Here is a 16,776-nt window from a genome sequence, read left to right on the forward strand (position 1 = left end):
GGTGATCGGCGGGACCACCTTCACGCTGGCCCAGGTCCAGGCATTTGATGGCTCGCAGACAGTAAGCACCGGCGAAGGCACACTGACGCTGGATGGCTACACCGGTGATAGCTTTGGCGGCACCATCGATTACACCTACACGCTGGACGCCACGATCGACAACGACAGCAAGTCGGCGACTGGTAACGACGCCGTCACACTGGATCACTTCGATGACAGCCTCGCGATTCAGGTCAATGGCGTGGGTGGCACCACGGCCAGTGACAACCTGGTGATTCGTGCCATCGACGACGTGCCCGAGTTCACCAACATCGCAGATTCCAACAATGATGGCATCGTAGAGCTTTCAGCGCCCAACGTTAGTGCTACATACAGCCAGCAGTTTGCTGATTGGAACTATGGCGCCGATGGCCCGAGTGATAATCTAAACTTTGACATTGGCGTCACTGTTGGCAATGCCATTGTAACCACCTCGAGCTCAAGTCAGGTCGTGATCGATCTTAAGGACCCTGATGGAAACAGCGCCGGCGTGCTCACGCTCAATGCCAATGGTGATGATTCGCTGGTGGTCTCTGCTCGCGATCCTGACCTCACCACCGATAAGTTGCTCACTGGCGATGTCACGGTGGGGGGGCCGTCGTTAACCAAGACCATCAACAGTTCCATCTCCGATTTGGAGGTTACCGTCACGGCGAGCGATGGAGACAGCACGCTCGGCGAGAGCAAAGACGATGAGGTCAATCCCAGCAATCAGGGGTGGGGGGTTTCCGACAACCAGGTAGACCCTGGCGAGAGCCTGACCTTCAGCTTCAGTAACTCGGTCGATACGTTTGAGTTCAAAACCACCGGCTTCACCGGCGGGAACCAAGCAAATAACGTGGCTTCCCTCGCCATTACCGTCAACTATGACGACGGCAGCTTTGGCACTTTAACCACTAGCTCTATCAGCGGTCAGCTGACGGCGGTTCATGAACTGGCCGGTTTCGACAGCGGGAAAGGCATTAACAGCGTGACTGTCGAGAGTAACGAACCTTCCGGCGGCGATGGCTTCCGCCTGAACGACGTCACTGTCGGCCAGTTCGTCTCTCATGATCCAGATTCCTTGGACTATAGCTTCACCCTCGGCTCACTCGCAGTGCAGGACGGTGACGGTGATACTGCGGAGCAAGCATTTAGTGTTCACCTCGACGGTTCTGCTACCGGTAGTTTCAGTGTTTCCCCCATTGCCCTCGATCTCGATGGCGACGGCGCCGAATACCTCTCCCGCGACGCAGGTGTGGTGTTCACCGACGAGAACTCTGGTGAGTCGGTGAGCACGGCCTGGGTCGGTGCCGACGATGGCCTGCTGGTCATCGATGCCAACAACTCCGGTACTGTGGATGAATCCCGCGAATACGTCTTTACCGAGTGGTCCGATACGGCCGAGACCGACATGGAAGCGGTCAGAGAGGTCTTCGACACTAACAACAATGGTATGCTCGATGCTGGTGATGAAGCCTGGAGTCAGTTCGCGGTATGGCAGGATGCCAACTCGGATGGCAAGACCGATGAGGGTGAGCTGTCGTCTCTGTACCAACTGGGTGTGGAGAGCATCGCACTCGACTACGCTGCGGTAAGTGAAAGTCGGACCGATGCAGACGGCGATGTCTTGGTGCATGGTCAATCACAGGTGAACTGGATGGATGGCAGTGTGACCCTCGCCGAGGATACCAGCTTCGCGATCAGTGCCGGGGAGGTATTGTTGGAAGACGAAGAAGCGCTGTTCCAGGAGGATGGCTCCGATTCTCACACAACACCTGAGACTTCATTCTCAACCGTGCAGGTCGATGTTCCAGTCAATGGAACACAGCCCTTCGAGGATTTAGACACCTCGACTAACTCTATCGAGTGATGGTGAAGTTTTAAGGCACCTGCATTGCCCCCGCCCGGTACGCCCGGGCGGGGCATTTTGCGAAGCTGCCAGTACCAGTTTTTGGAGAGGCCCCATGTACATCAAGCGTGACAGTGACGGTCGCATCGAACTGGTCAGCCGGGAGGAGACGCCGGCGTGCAGCGAGTACCTGCCGGCGGACTCGCCGGAGCTGCTGGCCTTCCTGACGGAGGGCGAGGTAGGCAAGGGCGCGGCGCGCTTCCAGGCCTCGGACCTGGCCTTCGTGCGGGTGCTGGAGGACGTGATCGAGGTGCTGATGGACAAGGGGGTGATCAGCTTCACCGACCTGCCGGCACCGGCCCAGGAGAAGGTGATGGAGCGTCAGTCGTTGCGTCGCCGGCTCAATGGCCTGCAGCTGGTGTCCAGTAGCGACGAGGAGAGCGGGGTGATCTAGCCCAGGCAAGACGGGTAGTGCCCATGACGACACGGGCCGGCATTCTCCAGAGTGCCGGCCCGTTTCACGGTCAGCCCGTGGGCTTGTCGTGTTGACGAATCCCGGGGCCGGTGGCGCCATCCAGGCCCAGCTCGAAGAGCATCCGGGCCTCTTCGAGGTTCTCGACCCCCTCGCCGATGGCCAATATCCCCAGAGAATGGCAGAGCGTGGCCATGCCGCGCAGGATGGTCTGCTGCTCGGCGACCTTGTCGATGTCCTTGATCAGCGTCCTGTCGATCTTGAGGTAGGCGAGCCCCAGGTCCTGCAGGTCGGCGATTCGGTTGAATTCGGCGCCGACATGTTCCAGGCCGATCCGGCAGCCCAGCGGCTGCAGGGCGTGGCACAGGCTGCGGAAGCTGGCCAGGTCATGAATCGCCAGGGATTCGGGGATCTCCAGCCAGAGTCGCGCGGCGACGTCAGGCCGGGCCCTGAGGCGGGCCTGGAGCTCCATGACGAAGCGGGCATCCTGGATCGAGGCGGCCGACAGGTTGATGCCTAGCGGCTTGCCGCGCTGGGTGATGTCGCGCACGGCCTCGTCGATCACCGCCAGGTCGAGCCGGCTGTCGAGCTCGAGCCGCGAGATCCAGGGCATGAAGACCCCGGCGGGCTGCCACTCGCTGTTCAGGCGCAGCCGCGAGGGGCTTTCGAAGTGAAGGAGTTTGCCCTTGCCATCCAGCACCGGGTAGTGGGCCAGGTAGACCCCCTTGGTCATGGCTTCCTGGAGGGCGCGACGCCATTCGCCATGGCTGGTGAACAGGCTGCGGCGCTGGGGGCCCTCGGCGATGACCAGGCTCTGGTCACCGCGGGTCTCGGCGGCCGAAAGGGCGCCGTCCAGGCTCGCCAACAGCACGCTACGCTGGTCGTCCTGGGCATAGTCGATCAGTGCTGCCGGCAGGCCGAGTGGCACGGGGTTCTGCTGTCGTAGCTCTGCGAACCGCTTGCCGAGCTCATCACGCAATGTTTCCAGGTCATGGCTACCGGGCAGCAGCAGAGCGAAGTCGCTGCCGTTCAGGCGTCCCACGACCCCGCCACCGCGGACCTTGCCGAACTGGTCCAGGCTGCTGGCGAGCGCATGCAGCAGGGCATCGGTGTCGCCGTGGCCCAGTCGCTCGTTGACCTCGGCCAGCCGGGCCAGGCGCACCAAGGCCAGGGTACCGCTGGCTCGGCCATCCTGGCTCTCCAGAAGGATCTGCAGCTGGGCGAGGAAGGCCTCGCGCTTGAGCGCGCCGGTCACGCTGTCGTGCTGCAGGCGTCGGCGCAGCAGGTCGAGCTTCTGGCTCTCTTCGCCGAGCATGTCCCGTACGGCGGCGGAGAGCTGGTTCATGGCCACCACCACCTCGCGCAACTCGCGGGTGCGCGGGGCGGGAAGGGTGGTGAAGCGCCGTTCACCGATCTGCCGGGCCTGTTGGACGACATGACGCAACGGCCGGCGGATGGTTCGCACTATCCACCCGGCCAGCAGCAGGCTGAGGGCGGCGGCCAGGGCGAACCAGCCGACCAGTTCCAGGCTGCTGCGCCACAACGAGCGATAGGCGAAGCTGTGCTGGCTCTCGAGCGTAAGAGTGCCGAATTGTCGCCAGCCGTCCTGGACCACGGCCTGTCCTGGGGGGACCTCGAAGCGCACCAGATCGACGAACCAGGCCGGCACGTCCTCGATGGCCTCGCCGGCGCGGCGCTGCTCGATGATCTCGCCCAGTGGGTCGCGCAGCTCGACCCGCCGGTAGTGGCCGGTATCGAACTGGGCGGCTACCAGCAGTTCCAGGGTCACCGGGTCCTTGGGCATTTGGCTCATGGTCAGCGCCAGGGCATTGGCATTGTCCGCATTCTTGATGCGCACTTCCTGCTCGATGTAGGCCCGGCTGGAGCTGATACCGATGAACAGGCTGCCGCCGAAGGCGAGCAGCAGCAGTACCACGATGGTCAGCCAGAGCTGCTTGATGAGCGACATCTTGTTATCCCCCTTGAATGAATCCTTGCGCCTGCATGCGATCGATCGCGCGTCGCCAGCGCGAGAGGCGTGCTATTGGGTCGGCACGCGATCGGGTGGAGCCGCCGGCCCAGAGGCCGCTGCTGTTGAAGCTGAACAGCGGATCGAGATCGGTGCGCCGGGAGCCGCGGGTGATCGAGGACACCAGGTTGTCGAGCACTAGCGGGTCCGCCGCAGGGGTCTCGTAGTAGCCCAGCACCATGTGCGCCTGGGTGATGCCGCTGCGGCCGATGCGTGCGCGGACATAGATCATGCGCAACTCGTCGCCCGGTACCCCCAGCTCCTTGAGGGTGATGTACTTGGCGATGGAGAAATCCTCGCAGTCCCCCTGGCCGCGGCCCAGGGTCTCCAGCGGCGTGGCCCAGTAGTCTTCCTGGCCCCAGATGTCGATATCGTCGAGCCAGCGGACCCGCCGGTTGAAGAAGGCGTTGACCTCGCGCAGGCGGGTCTGCAGGTCGGCAGGACGCAGCCGTTCGACCAGCGCGAACCACGCCTCGAGGCTCGATAGCCCTTGCTGGCCATAGAGTCGCTGCATGCTTTGGCGCAGGCGCTCGGGCGAGAGGTTGGCCTCACCCGAGGAGGGATGCAGCCCCAGGCCGATGGCCAGCGACAGGCTGCCGAGCCCCGCCAGGAAACGGCGACGTCCGGGCGAATCGAGTGTCCGGGGGGGAGGCGGCATGCGGCGGGCCTGGCTGAGCGTTTGCTCAAGTCTAGGGGGCGTAGAGTCCTAATGCGAGGGGAGTGATCGGCGTGATGTCGAGCGGCTCAACCCTTGCCGGGCCCCAGCCAGATCCGCAGCCGGCCTACCCAGTTGAGGTCCTGGGCGGCGCGGCGCAGCTCACCGACCGCGCCCTCGAGGGTCTGGCCGTCGGGCAGCGCATTGATGTAGAGAGAGACATCCACCTGGTTGTCCAGGTAATGAAGGTCCAGCGCGACTCGGGCATGCCAGACCGGCAGCCCCTGCCAGGCGTCATCGAGGAGCTCCACCACGTCGCTGCGCAGCGGCAGGCCGGGGCGCAGGCTGTGCTCGAGCTCGCCCGAATCGTCCTCGGGGTCGATGTGGAAGGTGACGTCGGCGAGCTCCGGAAAGGCCTCGCGAAGGCGGCGACTCACTTCGTTGCCGATCTCGTGGGCCTCGGAGACGGTGACCCGCGGCGGCACCACGATGTGCAGGTCGAGGATCACATCGCTGCCCAGCTTGCGGGTCCGCAGGTCGTGCACTCCGTTGACATGGGGGACGCGCTCGGCGATGTCCCGCATGTGGTCGCGCTGCGCGCGGGGCAACGCCGTGTCGATGAGCTCCTGGCTGGACTCCCACAGCAGCCGCCCGCCGACCTGCCCGACCATCATGCCGACCACGATGGCGGCCACGGCATCCATCCAACCGACCCCGAACTGTGCGGCCACCAGGCCCACCAGCACCACCACGGTGGAGAGCGCATCGGAGCGCGAGTGCCAGGCGTTGGCCTCGAGCAGTCGTGAATTGACCCGCCTGGCCACCCGCAAGGTGTAGCGATAGATCCACTCCTTGGCGATCAGGCCCAGCACGGCGATGCCGATCGCCCACAGGCCTGGGGCGGGCACCGGTTCCCCGCCTACCAGCCGGGTGATGCTCGCCCAGGCGATGCCCCCGGCGACGAAGATCAGTACGCTGCCCAGCCACAAGGTGGCCAGGGTCTCGATGCGGCCGTGGCCGTAGGGGTGGTTGCTGTCGGGCTCCTGGCGGCCGTAGTGGGTGGCGGCGACGACGAACAGGTCCGTCAGGATGTCCGAGAAGGAGTGGATGCCGTCGGCCACCAGGGCCGCCGAGCCTACGGCGAAGCCGGCGAGCATCTTGGCCACGCCGACCACGAAGTCGATGACGGCGCCGATCAGCGTGACCTTGTGGGCCTCGCGGGTCTGGGCGGCGCGATCTGCAGTCGAGCTTTGTCGGTTTGTCGCCTGCGCACTCACGCCCGGGTACTCGTTCATCTTATCTCGCCTCTCAACGGTGGCGCCCCGCCTTGTTGAGCACCGGGTTGGCGTACTGGGTCAGCCACCAGTGGCGAAGTTCGTCGGGCACCTCCTGCAGGCGCGCCTGGAAGCGGGCGCGATCGGCGTCGCTGACCTCGCTCAGGTCGATCAGGTCCGGGGCCTCGCCAAGGGCCTCCAGGGCCAGGAAGTGGCTGGGAAAGAGGTGGTAGCCGGCGAGCACCTGGCAGTCGATCTCGGCGGCCACGGCTTCGGGGGTGTCGAACTGTGCCGTGAGCGGGGTGCCGAAGGTAAGCTGTACCCGCCCCTTGTGGCCGGTGATGCCGGCGACAATGGAGCTGATGTCCTCGAACTCGCTCTTCTCGTAGTTGCCGCTGGTCTGCATGGCGTGCAGTTCCCTGGCCTTCTGCAGGTCGCAGGGGTCGTACTCGTAGCTGATCGACACCGGCACCAGGCGCAATTCGGCAATGGCCTCGCCGATGCTCACCTGGCGTTCCCGGCCACGGCGGGCCATGGTCAGCATCTTGATGATTGCCGGGTCGGTGCGGTCGATGCCGTCCTTGGCGCGGCCCTCGCGCTGGGCCATCCAGATGGGATGGTTGTCCTCGAGGATGGAGTGGCGAATGTAGGCGGAAAGGTTCTGGTAGGCGGCCAGCATGGCACGCTTGCCGCGGGCGCTGCGCGGTACGATGAAGCTCTTGTTGAGGCGCATCAGGTCGTTGACGTAGGGCTTCTTGAGCAGGTTGTCGCCGATGGCGATGCGCACGGTGTCACGCCCGGCCAGGTAAAGCGCGTAGTTGACGAAGGCCGGGTCCAGCGAGATGTCGCGATGGTTGCCGATGAACAGGTAGGCACTGTTGGGGTCCAGCGCCTCGAGCCCCTCCACCCGGAAGATGTCGGTGGAGGTCCGGATCATGCGCTGCATGTAGCGGGCGATGCGCATCTGGAAGTCATGCACGCCGCTCACGCCGCGCACCTCGCGGCGGATGGCGAAGCTGGCCAGGACGCGCGAGAGACGCGGCATGAAGTGGCTGAGCCGCGGCAGTCGATAGCGGGTCAGGGCATCGAGCAGTTCGGCATCATGGGCCAGGCGCGCGAGGACCTCGGCCACCTCGTCGTCCTGGTAGGGACGGATCGCGGCCCAGGGATCGGATGCGGGGGTGTGGTGAGTCTCGGTCATGGGGTCCAGGCTTTGGTCGGAGGCGATCAGGCGCTGCGGGCGTCACCGGCGGTGCCGGCCTCGCCACCCAGCCACTCGATCAGGCGCTCGATGTTCTCGGCCAGCGCCTGGGTCATCAGGATGAAGTCGGTCTCCAGGCGCACCAGGGCGTCATCGCCATCGTCGGCCTGGGAGGCCTCGTCGATCAGGGCGTCGTCGAAGCGCAGCGACTTGATCGCCAGGTCGTCATGCAGCACAAAGCTTAGCCGTCCCTCGATCGACAGTGCCAGCTTGCTGGCCTGGCGGCCGCTCTCCAGCAGCTGTTGGATCTCGTCGCTGTCGAGGTCGACCTGGCGGGCACGCAGCACGCCGTCGTCGCCCTTGGCCTTGAGCTCCACCTGGTCGCCGAGCACCAGGTCGGCCGGGCGCGCGCCCGGATCGCCCAGCCAGCTGGTCATGGCCCGCATGGGCAGCGTCTGGCTGGCCAGCGGGGTCACCTTGAGGCTGCCCAGGGTCTCGCGCAGCAGGTCGAGGAGTTCCTCGGCGCGCTTGCGGGAGCTGGCATTGACGGCGATCAGCTGGCGGCGGCTGTCCCACCACAGGTCGACCTTCTGGCTGCGCACGAAGGCCCGGGGCAAAAGCTCCTCGTAGACCTCTTCCTTGATCGCCAGCTTCTCCTGGCGGCGCAGCTTGCGGCCCTCGTTAGCCTCGATGGCCTCGCTGCGCTCCTCGACCTCCTCGCGGACTACCGAGGCGGGCAGGATGCGTTCCTGGCGCAGGGCGGTCATCAGGCGCTGGCCCTGCAGCTCGTGCAGCAGCTGCGTCCCGGCCCGGCCGGCCGGTGCGGACCAGCCCAGGCGACGCGCCTCGCTGCCCCCCAGGGGGCGGAAGGCCTGCTCGTCCAGGGCGGTTTCCAGGCTGGCGGCATCCAGCTCAGGGGCGTCGTGCAGGCGGTAGAGGTGCAAGTGCTTGAACCACATGGAGCATTTCCCGAGAGAAAGGGGGCACATTATGGCCAAAGGGAGGCGCCGGTGCCAGTGCCGACATCACCTTCGTGCTGTTCGACCTGGCGGCCAGTCGAGCCATCGAGATCGGCGGCGAGATCCGCGAGGCCATGGCGGCACTGGTCCTGCCTTAGCCCCCTTGCACAGCTCCCTTTGCACCGTCCGGGATGGTATGATGCCAGGCTGATATTGCGCGCCATGTCACGGCCACGTGACGCGCCAACCTGTTGCAGTGCAAAGGATTCGACGACCCATGGGTGACATCGCCAGAGAGATTCTGCCAGTCAACATCGAGGACGAGCTCAAGCAGTCATACCTCGATTACGCGATGAGCGTGATCATCGGCCGTGCGCTGCCCGACGTGCGCGATGGTCTCAAGCCGGTGCATCGGCGTGTGCTATTCGCCATGCACGAGCTTAGTAACGACTGGAACAAGCCGTACAAGAAGTCCGCCCGTGTAGTGGGCGATGTCATCGGTAAGTACCACCCCCACGGCGACAGCGCCGTCTACGACACCATCGTGCGCATGGCCCAGGACTTCTCGATGCGCCACGTGCTGGTCGACGGCCAGGGCAACTTCGGCTCCATCGATGGCGACAACGCCGCCGCCATGCGTTACACCGAGGTGCGCATGGCCCGGCTGGCCCATGAGCTGCTGGCCGACCTGGAGAAGGATACCGTCGACTGGGTCGATAACTACGACGGTACCGAGCGCATTCCCGAGGTGCTGCCCACCAAGGTCCCCAACCTGCTGATCAATGGCTCCTCGGGCATCGCCGTGGGCATGGCGACCAACATCCCGCCCCACAACATGGGCGAGATCATCAACGCCTGCCTGGCGCTGATCGACGACTACACCCTTAGCGTCGACGACCTGATGGAGCATGTGCCCGGCCCGGATTTCCCCACCGCCGGCATCATCAACGGTCGCGCCGGCATCCTCGAGGCTTACCGCACCGGCCGCGGGCGCATCTATGTGCGTGCTTGCCACACCATCGAGCATGACGACAAGACCGGCCGTGACCACATCATCGTCAACGAGCTTCCCTACCAGGTGAACAAGGCGCGGCTGATCGAGAAGATCGCCGAGCTGGTCAAGGAAAAGAAGATCGAGGGCATCGCCGAGCTGCGCGACGAGTCCGACAAGGACGGCCTGCGGGTGGTGATCGAGGTCAAGCGCGGCGAGTCCGGCGAGGTGGTGGTCAACAACCTCTTCGCCCAGACCCAGCTACAGACCGTCTTCGGCATCAACATGGTGGCCATCGACAATGGCCAGCCGAAGATCCTCAATCTCAAGGAGATCCTCGAGGCCTTCATCCGCCACCGCCGCGAGGTGGTGACCCGTCGCACCCTCTTTGAGCTGAAGAAGGCCCGCGAGCGCGGCCACATCCTCGAGGGCTTGGCCGTCGCCATCTCCAATATCGACGAGGTGATCGAGCTGATCAAGGCGTCGCCGAACGCGTCCGAGGCCAAGGAGAAGCTGCTGGCGAAGTCCTGGCAGCCGGGGCAGGTCACCGGCATGCTCGAGCGTGCCGGGGCGACCTCCTGCAAGCCCGAGGACCTGGAGGAGGGCTTCGGCCTCAGCCAGGCCGGCAGCGAGTACCGCCTGTCGCCGGCCCAGGCCCAGGCCATCCTCGAGCTGCGCCTGCATCGCCTGACGGGGCTCGAGACCGAGAAGCTCCTCGACGAGTACCTGTCGATCCTCGAGAGGATCGCCGAGCTCACCGCCATCCTGGCCTCCGCCGAGCGGCTGCTCGAGGTGATCCGCGAGGAGCTGATCGGTGTGCGCGACCAGTTCGGCAACCCGCGCAAGACCGAGATCCAGGCCAGCCACCTCGACCTGCGCCTCGAGGACCTGATCGCCGAGGAGGACATGGTGGTCACCGTGTCGCGCACCGGCTACGCCAAGACCCAGCCGCTCTCCGACTACCAGGCCCAGCGCCGCGGTGGGCGCGGCAAGTCGGCCACGGCGATGAAGGACGAGGACGTCATCGAGCACCTGCTGGTGGCCTCGACCCACGACACCGTGCTGCTGTTCTCCAATCGCGGCAAGGTCTACTGGCTCAAGGTCTACGAGATGCCCGTCGCCAGCCGTGGCTCGCGGGGCAAGCCGCTGGTCAACCTGCTGCCGCTGGACGAGGGCGAGGCGATCAACGCCATTCTGCCGGTGCGCGATTACGACCCGCAGAGCTACATCTTCTTTGCGACCGAGCGCGGCACCGTCAAGCGCACCAGCCTCGAGCAGTTCTCGCGGCCACGCAGCGTGGGCCTGATCGCCATCGACCTCGAGGAGGGCGACCGCCTGGTGGGCGCCGCCATCACCACGGGCAGCGACCACGTCATGCTGCTCTCCTCCAACGGCAAGGCGATCCGCTTCGAGGAGTCCAACGTCCGCGCCATGGGCCGCACCGCTCGTGGCGTGCGCGGCATGCGCCTGCTCGGCGATGCCGAGGTGATCAGCCTGATTATCCCGCAGAGCCAGCAGATCGACGCCGAGGCCGACGTTGAGGCCGAGACCGAGGCCGAGGAGGGCGCGAGCGTCGAGGCCGGCAACGGCGGCCAGATCTACATCCTCACCGCCAGTGAGAACGGCTACGGCAAGCGCACCCGCCTCGAGGAGTTCCCGCTTCGCGGGCGCGGCGGCCAGGGCGTGATCGCCATGCAGACCAGCGAGCGCAACGGCGCCCTGGTGGCGGCCATGCAGGTCTACGCCACCGACGAGATGATGCTGATCACCGATCGCGGCACCCTGGTGCGCACCCGGGTCGACGAGGTCTCGATCACCTCGCGCAACACCCAGGGCGTGATGCTGATCCGCCTGGGCAACGACGAGAAGCTGGTCAAGACCGTGCGGATCGATGAGCTAGAGGAATCGGGGACAGACCCCCATTTCGAAGGTGAAGGTGAAGAAGGAGAGCGAGATGGGGAGTAATGGAAATGGGGGTCTGTCCCCCATTCGCCGTCACTACAACTTCTGTGCCGGCCCTGCCGCGCTGCCCGCTGCCGTGCTGGAGCGAGCCCGGGACGAACTGCTGGACTACCAGGGCCGCGGCCTCTCGGTAATGGAGATGAGCCATCGCGGCGAGGACTTCGTGGCCATCGCCGAGCAGGCCGAGGCCGATCTGCGCGAGCTGCTGGCCATTCCTGACAACTACCGCGTGCTCTTCACCCAGGGCGGGGCCAGCCTGCAGTTCGCCGCGCTGCCCTACAACCTGCTGGGGGCCGGCGGACGGGCCAACTTCCTGCACACCGGCATCTGGGGCAAGAAGGCGATCAGCGAGGCGCGCCACCTGTTCGGCGATGTCCATGTGGCCGCCAGCAGCGAGGAGAACGGCCATAGTGCCGTGCCGCGCCAGGAGGACACCGTCCTCTCCGCGGACGCCGCCTACCTGCACTACACCGCCAACGAGACCATCGGCGGGCTCGAATTCGACTATATTCCCGGCAGTGAAGGGGGAGGGCCGCGCCGGCCGGATGGCAGCGAGGTACCGCTGGTCTGCGACATGTCCTCGAGCCTGCTCTCCGGCCCGCTCGATGTCTCGAGGTTCGGGGTGATCTATGCCGGTGCCCAGAAGAACATCGGGCCGGCTGGCCTGGTGGTGGTGATCGTGCGCGACGACCTGCTGGACCAGGCCCGTAGTGACATGCCGACGCTGTTCGGCTACAAGGCGCTCGCCGAGGCGGGCTCGATGGTCAACACCCCGGCGACCTACAGCTGGTACCTGGCGGGACTGGTCTTCGACTGGCTGAAAAGCGATATCGGCGGCCTGGCGGCCATGGACGCCATCAATACGCGCAAGGCGGCCAGGCTCTATGCGGCCATCGACGGCAGCGGGCTCTATGCCAACCCGATCACGCTGCGCAACCGCTCGCGGATGAACGTGCCCTTCGTGCTGGCCGACCCGCGCCTGGACCGCCCCTTCCTGGACGAGGCCGAGGCAGCGGGGCTGCTCAACCTCAAGGGGCATCGCAGCGTGGGGGGCATGCGGGCCAGCCTCTACAACGCCGTGCCCGAGGCCGCCGTCGAGGCATTGATCGACTTCATGGCCGATTTCGAGAAACGCAGGGGATAACCCATGACTGAGCCTACCCTCAGCCTCGAGGCGCTCCGCCAGCGCATCGACGCCCTGGACAACGACATCCTGCGCCTGATCAGCGAGCGGGCGGCCTGTGCCCAGCAGGTGGCCGAGATCAAGGCCGAGCATGAGCCCGGCGCGGTCTTCTACCGGCCCGAACGCGAGGCCCAGGTGCTGCGCCGGATCATGGAGCTCAACACGGGCCCCCTGGACAGCGAAGAGATGGCGCGGCTGTTCCGCGAGATCATGTCGGCCTGCCTGGCCCTGGAGCAGCCGGTCAAGGTCGCCTACCTGGGGCCGGAGGGCACTTTCACCCAACAGGCCGCCATCAAGCACTTCGGCGAGAGCGCGATCAGCCTGCCGATGGCCGCCATCGACGAGGTGTTCCGCGAGGTGGAGGCCGGTGCCGTCAACTATGGCGTGGTGCCGGTGGAGAACTCCACCGAGGGGGTGATCAACCACACCCTCGACTCCTTCATGGACTCCGGGCTTCGCATCTGCGGCGAGGTGGTGCTGCGCATCCACCATCACCTGCTGGTGGCCGAGACGACCCGTCGCGACAAGGTCTCGCGGATCTATTCCCACCCCCAGTCCTTCGCCCAGTGCCGCAAGTGGCTCGACGCCCACTTTCCCCAGGCCGAGCGAGTGCCGGTCTCCTCCAATGCCGAGGCGGCGCGCCTGGTCAAGACCGAGTGGCACAGTGCGGCCATCGCCGGTGACATGGCCGCCAAGCTTTATGGGCTCGCCAAGCTGGCCGAGAAGATCGAGGACCGGCCGGACAACTCCACGCGCTTTCTGATCATCGGCAACCAGGACGTGCCCATCTCCGGCGAGGACAAGACCTCACTGGTGGTGGCGATGCGTAACCAGCCGGGGGCCCTGCACGACCTGCTAGAGCCCTTCCATCGCCACCAGATCGACATGACGCGCCTCGAGACCCGCCCGTCGCGCACCGGCGTATGGAACTACGTGTTCTTCATCGACTTCAAGGGGCATCGCGAGGAGCCGCGTGTCGCGGCCATGCTGGAGGAGGTCCAGCTGCGCGCCGCCGAGGTGAAGGTGCTGGGCTCCTATCCCGTCGGCGTGCTCTGAGGGATGGCGGGCATCGTGAAGCCGCCGCCCGATGAGCGGCGCATCCTGATCGTCGGCCTGGGGCTGATCGGCGGCTCTCTTGCCGCCGCGCTGCGCGCCGCCGGCTTCGGGGCGGCCAAAGAGAGCGCCGCCGGCTTTCGGGACACCATCCTCGCCTGCGACCCCGATGCGTCCGAGATCGCCCGCGGCGTGGAGATGGGCCTGATCGACCGCGGCGACACCGAACTCGAGGCGGTGGTCGAGGGCGCGTCGCTGGTGGTGCTGGCGGTGCCCGTACTGGCCATGGAGTCGGTGATGGCCCAGCTGGCCGGGTTGATCGATCGCGCCGCACCGGATGTCGTCGTCACCGATGTGGGCAGCACCAAGGCGGCGATCCGCGAGGCGGCCGTGGCCGCCTTCGGTCGCATGCCGGCCAACCTGGTGCTCGGCCACCCCATCGCCGGCTCGGAGAAGAGCGGGGTCGCCGCCGCCGATGCCGAGCTCTATGCGCGCCATAAGGTGATCCTCACCCCCGAATCCGCTACCGATCCGGCCGCGACGGCCAGGGTGCGCGTGCTCTGGGAAGCCACCGGGGCCGAGGTGCTGGAGATGAACGTGGCCCGCCACGACCAAGTGCTGGCGCGGACCAGTCACCTGCCGCACCTGCTGGCCTTCTCGCTGGTGGACACCCTGGCCCGCCAGGACGAGCGCCTGGAGATCTTTCGCTATGCCGCCGGCGGGTTTCGCGACTTCACTCGCATCGCCGGGAGCGACCCGGTGATGTGGCGCGACATCTTCATCGCCAACCGCGATGCCGTGCTCGCCTCGCTGGACGACTTCGAGGTCGGCGTGGCTCGGCTGCGGTGCGCGGTGGAGCGCGGTGACGGTGATGCCATGCTGGCCACCTTCGACCGGGCCAGTCACGCCCGACACTATTTCGAATCCCTGCTCAACCAAACCAGTTATCAGGCGGAGTACCAGATGCAACAACACGGTAAGCTGCGCTACCGGGTCAGCCCCGGCGGTGGCGTCACCGGGCGGATCCGCGTGCCCGGCGACAAGTCGATCTCCCACCGTTCCATCATGCTCGGGGCGCTGGCCGAGGGCGTCACCGAGGTGAAGGGCTTCCTCGAGGGCGAGGACAGCCTGGCCACCCTGCAGGCCTTCCGCGAGATGGGCGTGGCCATCGAGGGGCCTCACCAGGGGCGGGTCACCGTCCATGGCGTCGGCATGCACGGTCTCAAACCGCCCTCCGGGCCGCTCTATGTGGGCAATGCCGGCACCGCCATGCGCCTGTTCGCCGGGCTGCTGGCCGGCCAGGCCTTCGATACCGAGCTGACCGGCGATGTCTCGCTGACCAAGCGGCCCATGGGGCGGGTGGCCGATCCCTTGCGAGCGATGGGCGCCGAGATCGATACCGCCGAGGGCGGGCGTCCGCCGCTGCAACTCCACGGTGGCAAGGCGCTCAAGGGCATTACCTACGACATGCCCATGGCCAGCGCGCAGGTGAAGTCCTGCCTGCTGCTCGCCGGCCTCTACGCCGAGGGCGAGACCCGCGTGCGCGAGCCGGCGCCGACCCGTGACCACACCGAGCGCATGCTCCAGGGCTTCGGCTACGAGGTGCACCGCGAGGGCGACACCTGCTGGCTCCGGGGCGGCGGCAGGCTAACCGCGGCCCCCATCGACGTGCCCAGCGACATCTCGTCGGCGACCTTCTTTCTGGTGGCGGCGGCGATCACGCCTGGCGCCGACCTGGTACTTGAGCACGTCGGCATCAACCCGACCCGCATCGGCGTGATCAACATCCTCCAGCTGATGGGCGCCGACCTGCGCCTGGAGAACGAGCACGAGGTGGGCGGCGAGCCGGTGGCCGACCTGCATATCCGTTATGCCCCGCTGAAGGGCATCGAGATTCCCGTGGCGCAGGTGCCGCTGGCCATCGACGAGTTCCCGGCGCTGTTCATCGCCGCGGCCAATGCCGAGGGCACGACCCGGCTTCGGGGTGCCGAGGAGCTGCGCGTCAAGGAGTCCGATCGGCTGCAGGCCATGGCGAACGGCCTGGCCGTCCTCGGCGTCGAGCATGTGCTGCTCGAGGATGGCATCGATATCGTCGGCCGTCATGAAGGAGAGGGCGGCGAGGGGGCCAGCTACGGCGGCGGCCGCATCGACAGCCTGGGGGATCATCGCATCGCCATGGCCTTCACCATCGCCGCGCTGCGAGCAAGCGAGGAGATCGTCATCGACGACTGTGCCAACGTGGCCACCTCCTTCCCCGGCTTCATCGACCTGGCGCGCCGGGTCGGGCTGACCCTCGAGGAACAGCAGGAGGCGTCATGAGTGATCCGGCACCGGTACTGACCATTGATGGCCCGGGCGGGGCAGGCAAGGGCACCATCAGCCGCCTGGTTGCTGAACGCCTGGGCTGGCGCCTGCTGGACAGCGGGGCGCTGTATCGCCTGACCGCGCTGGCTGCGGTGAAGCACGAGGTGCCCCTGGATGACGAGGCCAGCTTGGCCGAAGTGGCGCGCGACCTCGACGTGGTGTTCCTCGCCGACAATGATGCCACTACCGTGCTGCTGGAGGGGCAGGACGCCACGACCACGATCCGCACCGAGCAGGTGGGCGATGCCGCCTCGCGGGTCGCCGCGCTGCCCGCGGTGCGCGAGGCGCTGCTGCAGCGTCAGCGCGACTTCCGGCAGGCCCCGGGCCTGGTGGCCGACGGCCGCGACATGGGGTCCGTGGTGTTCACCGATGCGCCGCTGAAGATCTTCCTCACCGCCTCGGCCTCCGAACGGGCGAGACGGCGCCACCTCCAGTTGCGGGAGGCCGGGGTGGATGCTAGTCTATCGAGTCTTCTAAAGGAGATTCAGGCGCGCGATGCCCGCGACATGCAGCGCAGCGTGGCCCCGCTCAAGCCGGCCATCGATGCCATCACGCTTGACACCACGCGCCTGACGATACCGGAAGTGGTGGATCGGCTGACGGAGCTGCTGACCGAACGCGGTCTGGCACCCGCCACCTGAACTCCCTTGCGGCGCCTCCGGCAGGATGTGATGACGTGGTCCGGCACTTCTTGGTTTGATAAAGCAGCGCCGTGAGCTGGGCCAGGTCGAACCAGCGCTAACATCCCCGGGGGTTTGGTAAA

At 66.3% G+C, this 16,776-nt stretch carries 12 protein-coding genes; 7 read left to right on the plus strand and 5 right to left on the minus strand.

The window, feature by feature from the left end:
• Both OP498_RS00005 and OP498_RS00010 read left to right on the plus strand, forming a co-directional pair.
• On the plus strand, positions 1-1,891 hold a 1,891-nt coding region (locus OP498_RS00005; protein ID WP_280551543.1), incomplete at its 5' end, for a hypothetical protein.
• A gap of 94 nt (positions 1,892-1,985) precedes the next feature.
• Positions 1,986-2,324, plus strand: coding sequence for a tryptophan synthase subunit beta like protein (locus OP498_RS00010; RefSeq protein ID WP_280551545.1), 339 nt, complete (start codon positions 1,986-1,988; stop codon positions 2,322-2,324).
• Positions 2,325-2,394: 70 nt separating this feature from the next.
• Here the strand turns inward: OP498_RS00010 and OP498_RS00015 are convergent, their stop codons facing one another.
• From OP498_RS00015 to OP498_RS00035, 5 genes are all read right to left on the minus strand, one after another.
• The gene (locus OP498_RS00015; protein ID WP_280548344.1) at positions 2,395-4,311 is read right to left on the minus strand and encodes an EAL domain-containing protein; all 1,917 of its coding nucleotides are present in this window, start codon (positions 4,309-4,311) and stop codon (positions 2,395-2,397) included.
• A gap of 4 nt (positions 4,312-4,315) precedes the next feature.
• A complete protein-coding gene (locus OP498_RS00020; RefSeq protein ID WP_280551547.1) occupies positions 4,316-5,029 on the minus strand; it encodes a transglutaminase-like cysteine peptidase in 714 nt (237 codons plus the stop codon).
• Between the two features lie 86 nt (positions 5,030-5,115).
• Positions 5,116-6,321, minus strand: coding sequence for a cation diffusion facilitator family transporter (locus OP498_RS00025; RefSeq protein WP_280548340.1), 1,206 nt, complete (start codon positions 6,319-6,321; stop codon positions 5,116-5,118).
• A 13-nt stretch (positions 6,322-6,334) separates the two neighbouring features.
• Positions 6,335-7,501: a 1-acyl-sn-glycerol-3-phosphate acyltransferase gene (locus OP498_RS00030; RefSeq protein WP_280548338.1), complete on the minus strand. Its 1,167-nt coding sequence runs from the start codon at positions 7,499-7,501 to the stop codon at positions 6,335-6,337.
• Positions 7,502-7,527: 26 nt separating this feature from the next.
• Positions 7,528-8,460, minus strand: a complete 933-nt coding sequence (locus OP498_RS00035; protein ID WP_280548336.1) for a recombination-associated protein RdgC — start codon at positions 8,458-8,460, stop codon at positions 7,528-7,530.
• A gap of 277 nt (positions 8,461-8,737) precedes the next feature.
• Here OP498_RS00035 and gyrA point away from each other — a divergent pair, with 277 nt between their 5' ends.
• From gyrA to cmk, 5 genes are read left to right on the plus strand one after another with little or no spacing between them, the layout of a single operon-like run.
• Positions 8,738-11,416: a DNA gyrase subunit A gene (gene gyrA, locus OP498_RS00040; protein WP_280551549.1), complete on the plus strand. Its 2,679-nt coding sequence runs from the start codon at positions 8,738-8,740 to the stop codon at positions 11,414-11,416.
• Positions 11,417-11,438: 22 nt separating this feature from the next.
• Complete coding sequence (gene serC / locus OP498_RS00045; RefSeq protein WP_280551865.1) at positions 11,439-12,557, plus strand: 3-phosphoserine/phosphohydroxythreonine transaminase; 1,119 nt, start codon at positions 11,439-11,441, stop codon at positions 12,555-12,557.
• 3 nt (positions 12,558-12,560) lie between these two features.
• Positions 12,561-13,652: a prephenate dehydratase gene (pheA, locus tag OP498_RS00050; protein WP_280551551.1), complete on the plus strand. Its 1,092-nt coding sequence runs from the start codon at positions 12,561-12,563 to the stop codon at positions 13,650-13,652.
• 15 nt (positions 13,653-13,667) lie between these two features.
• On the plus strand, positions 13,668-15,968 hold the full coding sequence (locus tag OP498_RS00055; protein WP_280551553.1) for a bifunctional prephenate dehydrogenase/3-phosphoshikimate 1-carboxyvinyltransferase: 2,301 nt from the start codon (positions 13,668-13,670) through the stop codon (positions 15,966-15,968).
• A complete protein-coding gene (gene cmk / locus OP498_RS00060; protein ID WP_280551555.1) occupies positions 15,965-16,654 on the plus strand; it encodes a (d)CMP kinase in 690 nt (229 codons plus the stop codon). The genes OP498_RS00055 and cmk overlap by 4 nt, the downstream gene beginning before the upstream one ends.
• Positions 16,655-16,776 lie beyond the last annotated feature (122 nt).

Source organism: Halomonas sp. 25-S5 (genome assembly GCF_029889845.1).
Taxonomy (GTDB): domain Bacteria; phylum Pseudomonadota; class Gammaproteobacteria; order Pseudomonadales; family Halomonadaceae; genus Halomonas.

Coding starts and splice junctions, on each gene's coding strand:
- OP498_RS00010 (WP_280551545.1), top strand. CDS start 1,986: ATGTACATCAAGCGTGACAGTGACGGTCGCATCGAACTGGTCAGCCGG.
- OP498_RS00015 (WP_280548344.1), bottom strand. CDS start 4,311: ATGTCGCTCATCAAGCAGCTCTGGCTGACCATCGTGGTACTGCTGCTG.
- OP498_RS00020 (WP_280551547.1), bottom strand. CDS start 5,029: ATGCCGCCTCCCCCCCGGACACTCGATTCGCCCGGACGTCGCCGTTTC.
- OP498_RS00025 (WP_280548340.1), bottom strand. CDS start 6,321: ATGAACGAGTACCCGGGCGTGAGTGCGCAGGCGACAAACCGACAAAGC.
- OP498_RS00030 (WP_280548338.1), bottom strand. CDS start 7,501: ATGACCGAGACTCACCACACCCCCGCATCCGATCCCTGGGCCGCGATC.
- OP498_RS00035 (WP_280548336.1), bottom strand. CDS start 8,460: ATGTGGTTCAAGCACTTGCACCTCTACCGCCTGCACGACGCCCCTGAG.
- gyrA (WP_280551549.1), top strand. CDS start 8,738: ATGGGTGACATCGCCAGAGAGATTCTGCCAGTCAACATCGAGGACGAG.
- pheA (WP_280551551.1), top strand. CDS start 12,561: ATGACTGAGCCTACCCTCAGCCTCGAGGCGCTCCGCCAGCGCATCGAC.
- cmk (WP_280551555.1), top strand. CDS start 15,965: ATGAGTGATCCGGCACCGGTACTGACCATTGATGGCCCGGGCGGGGCA.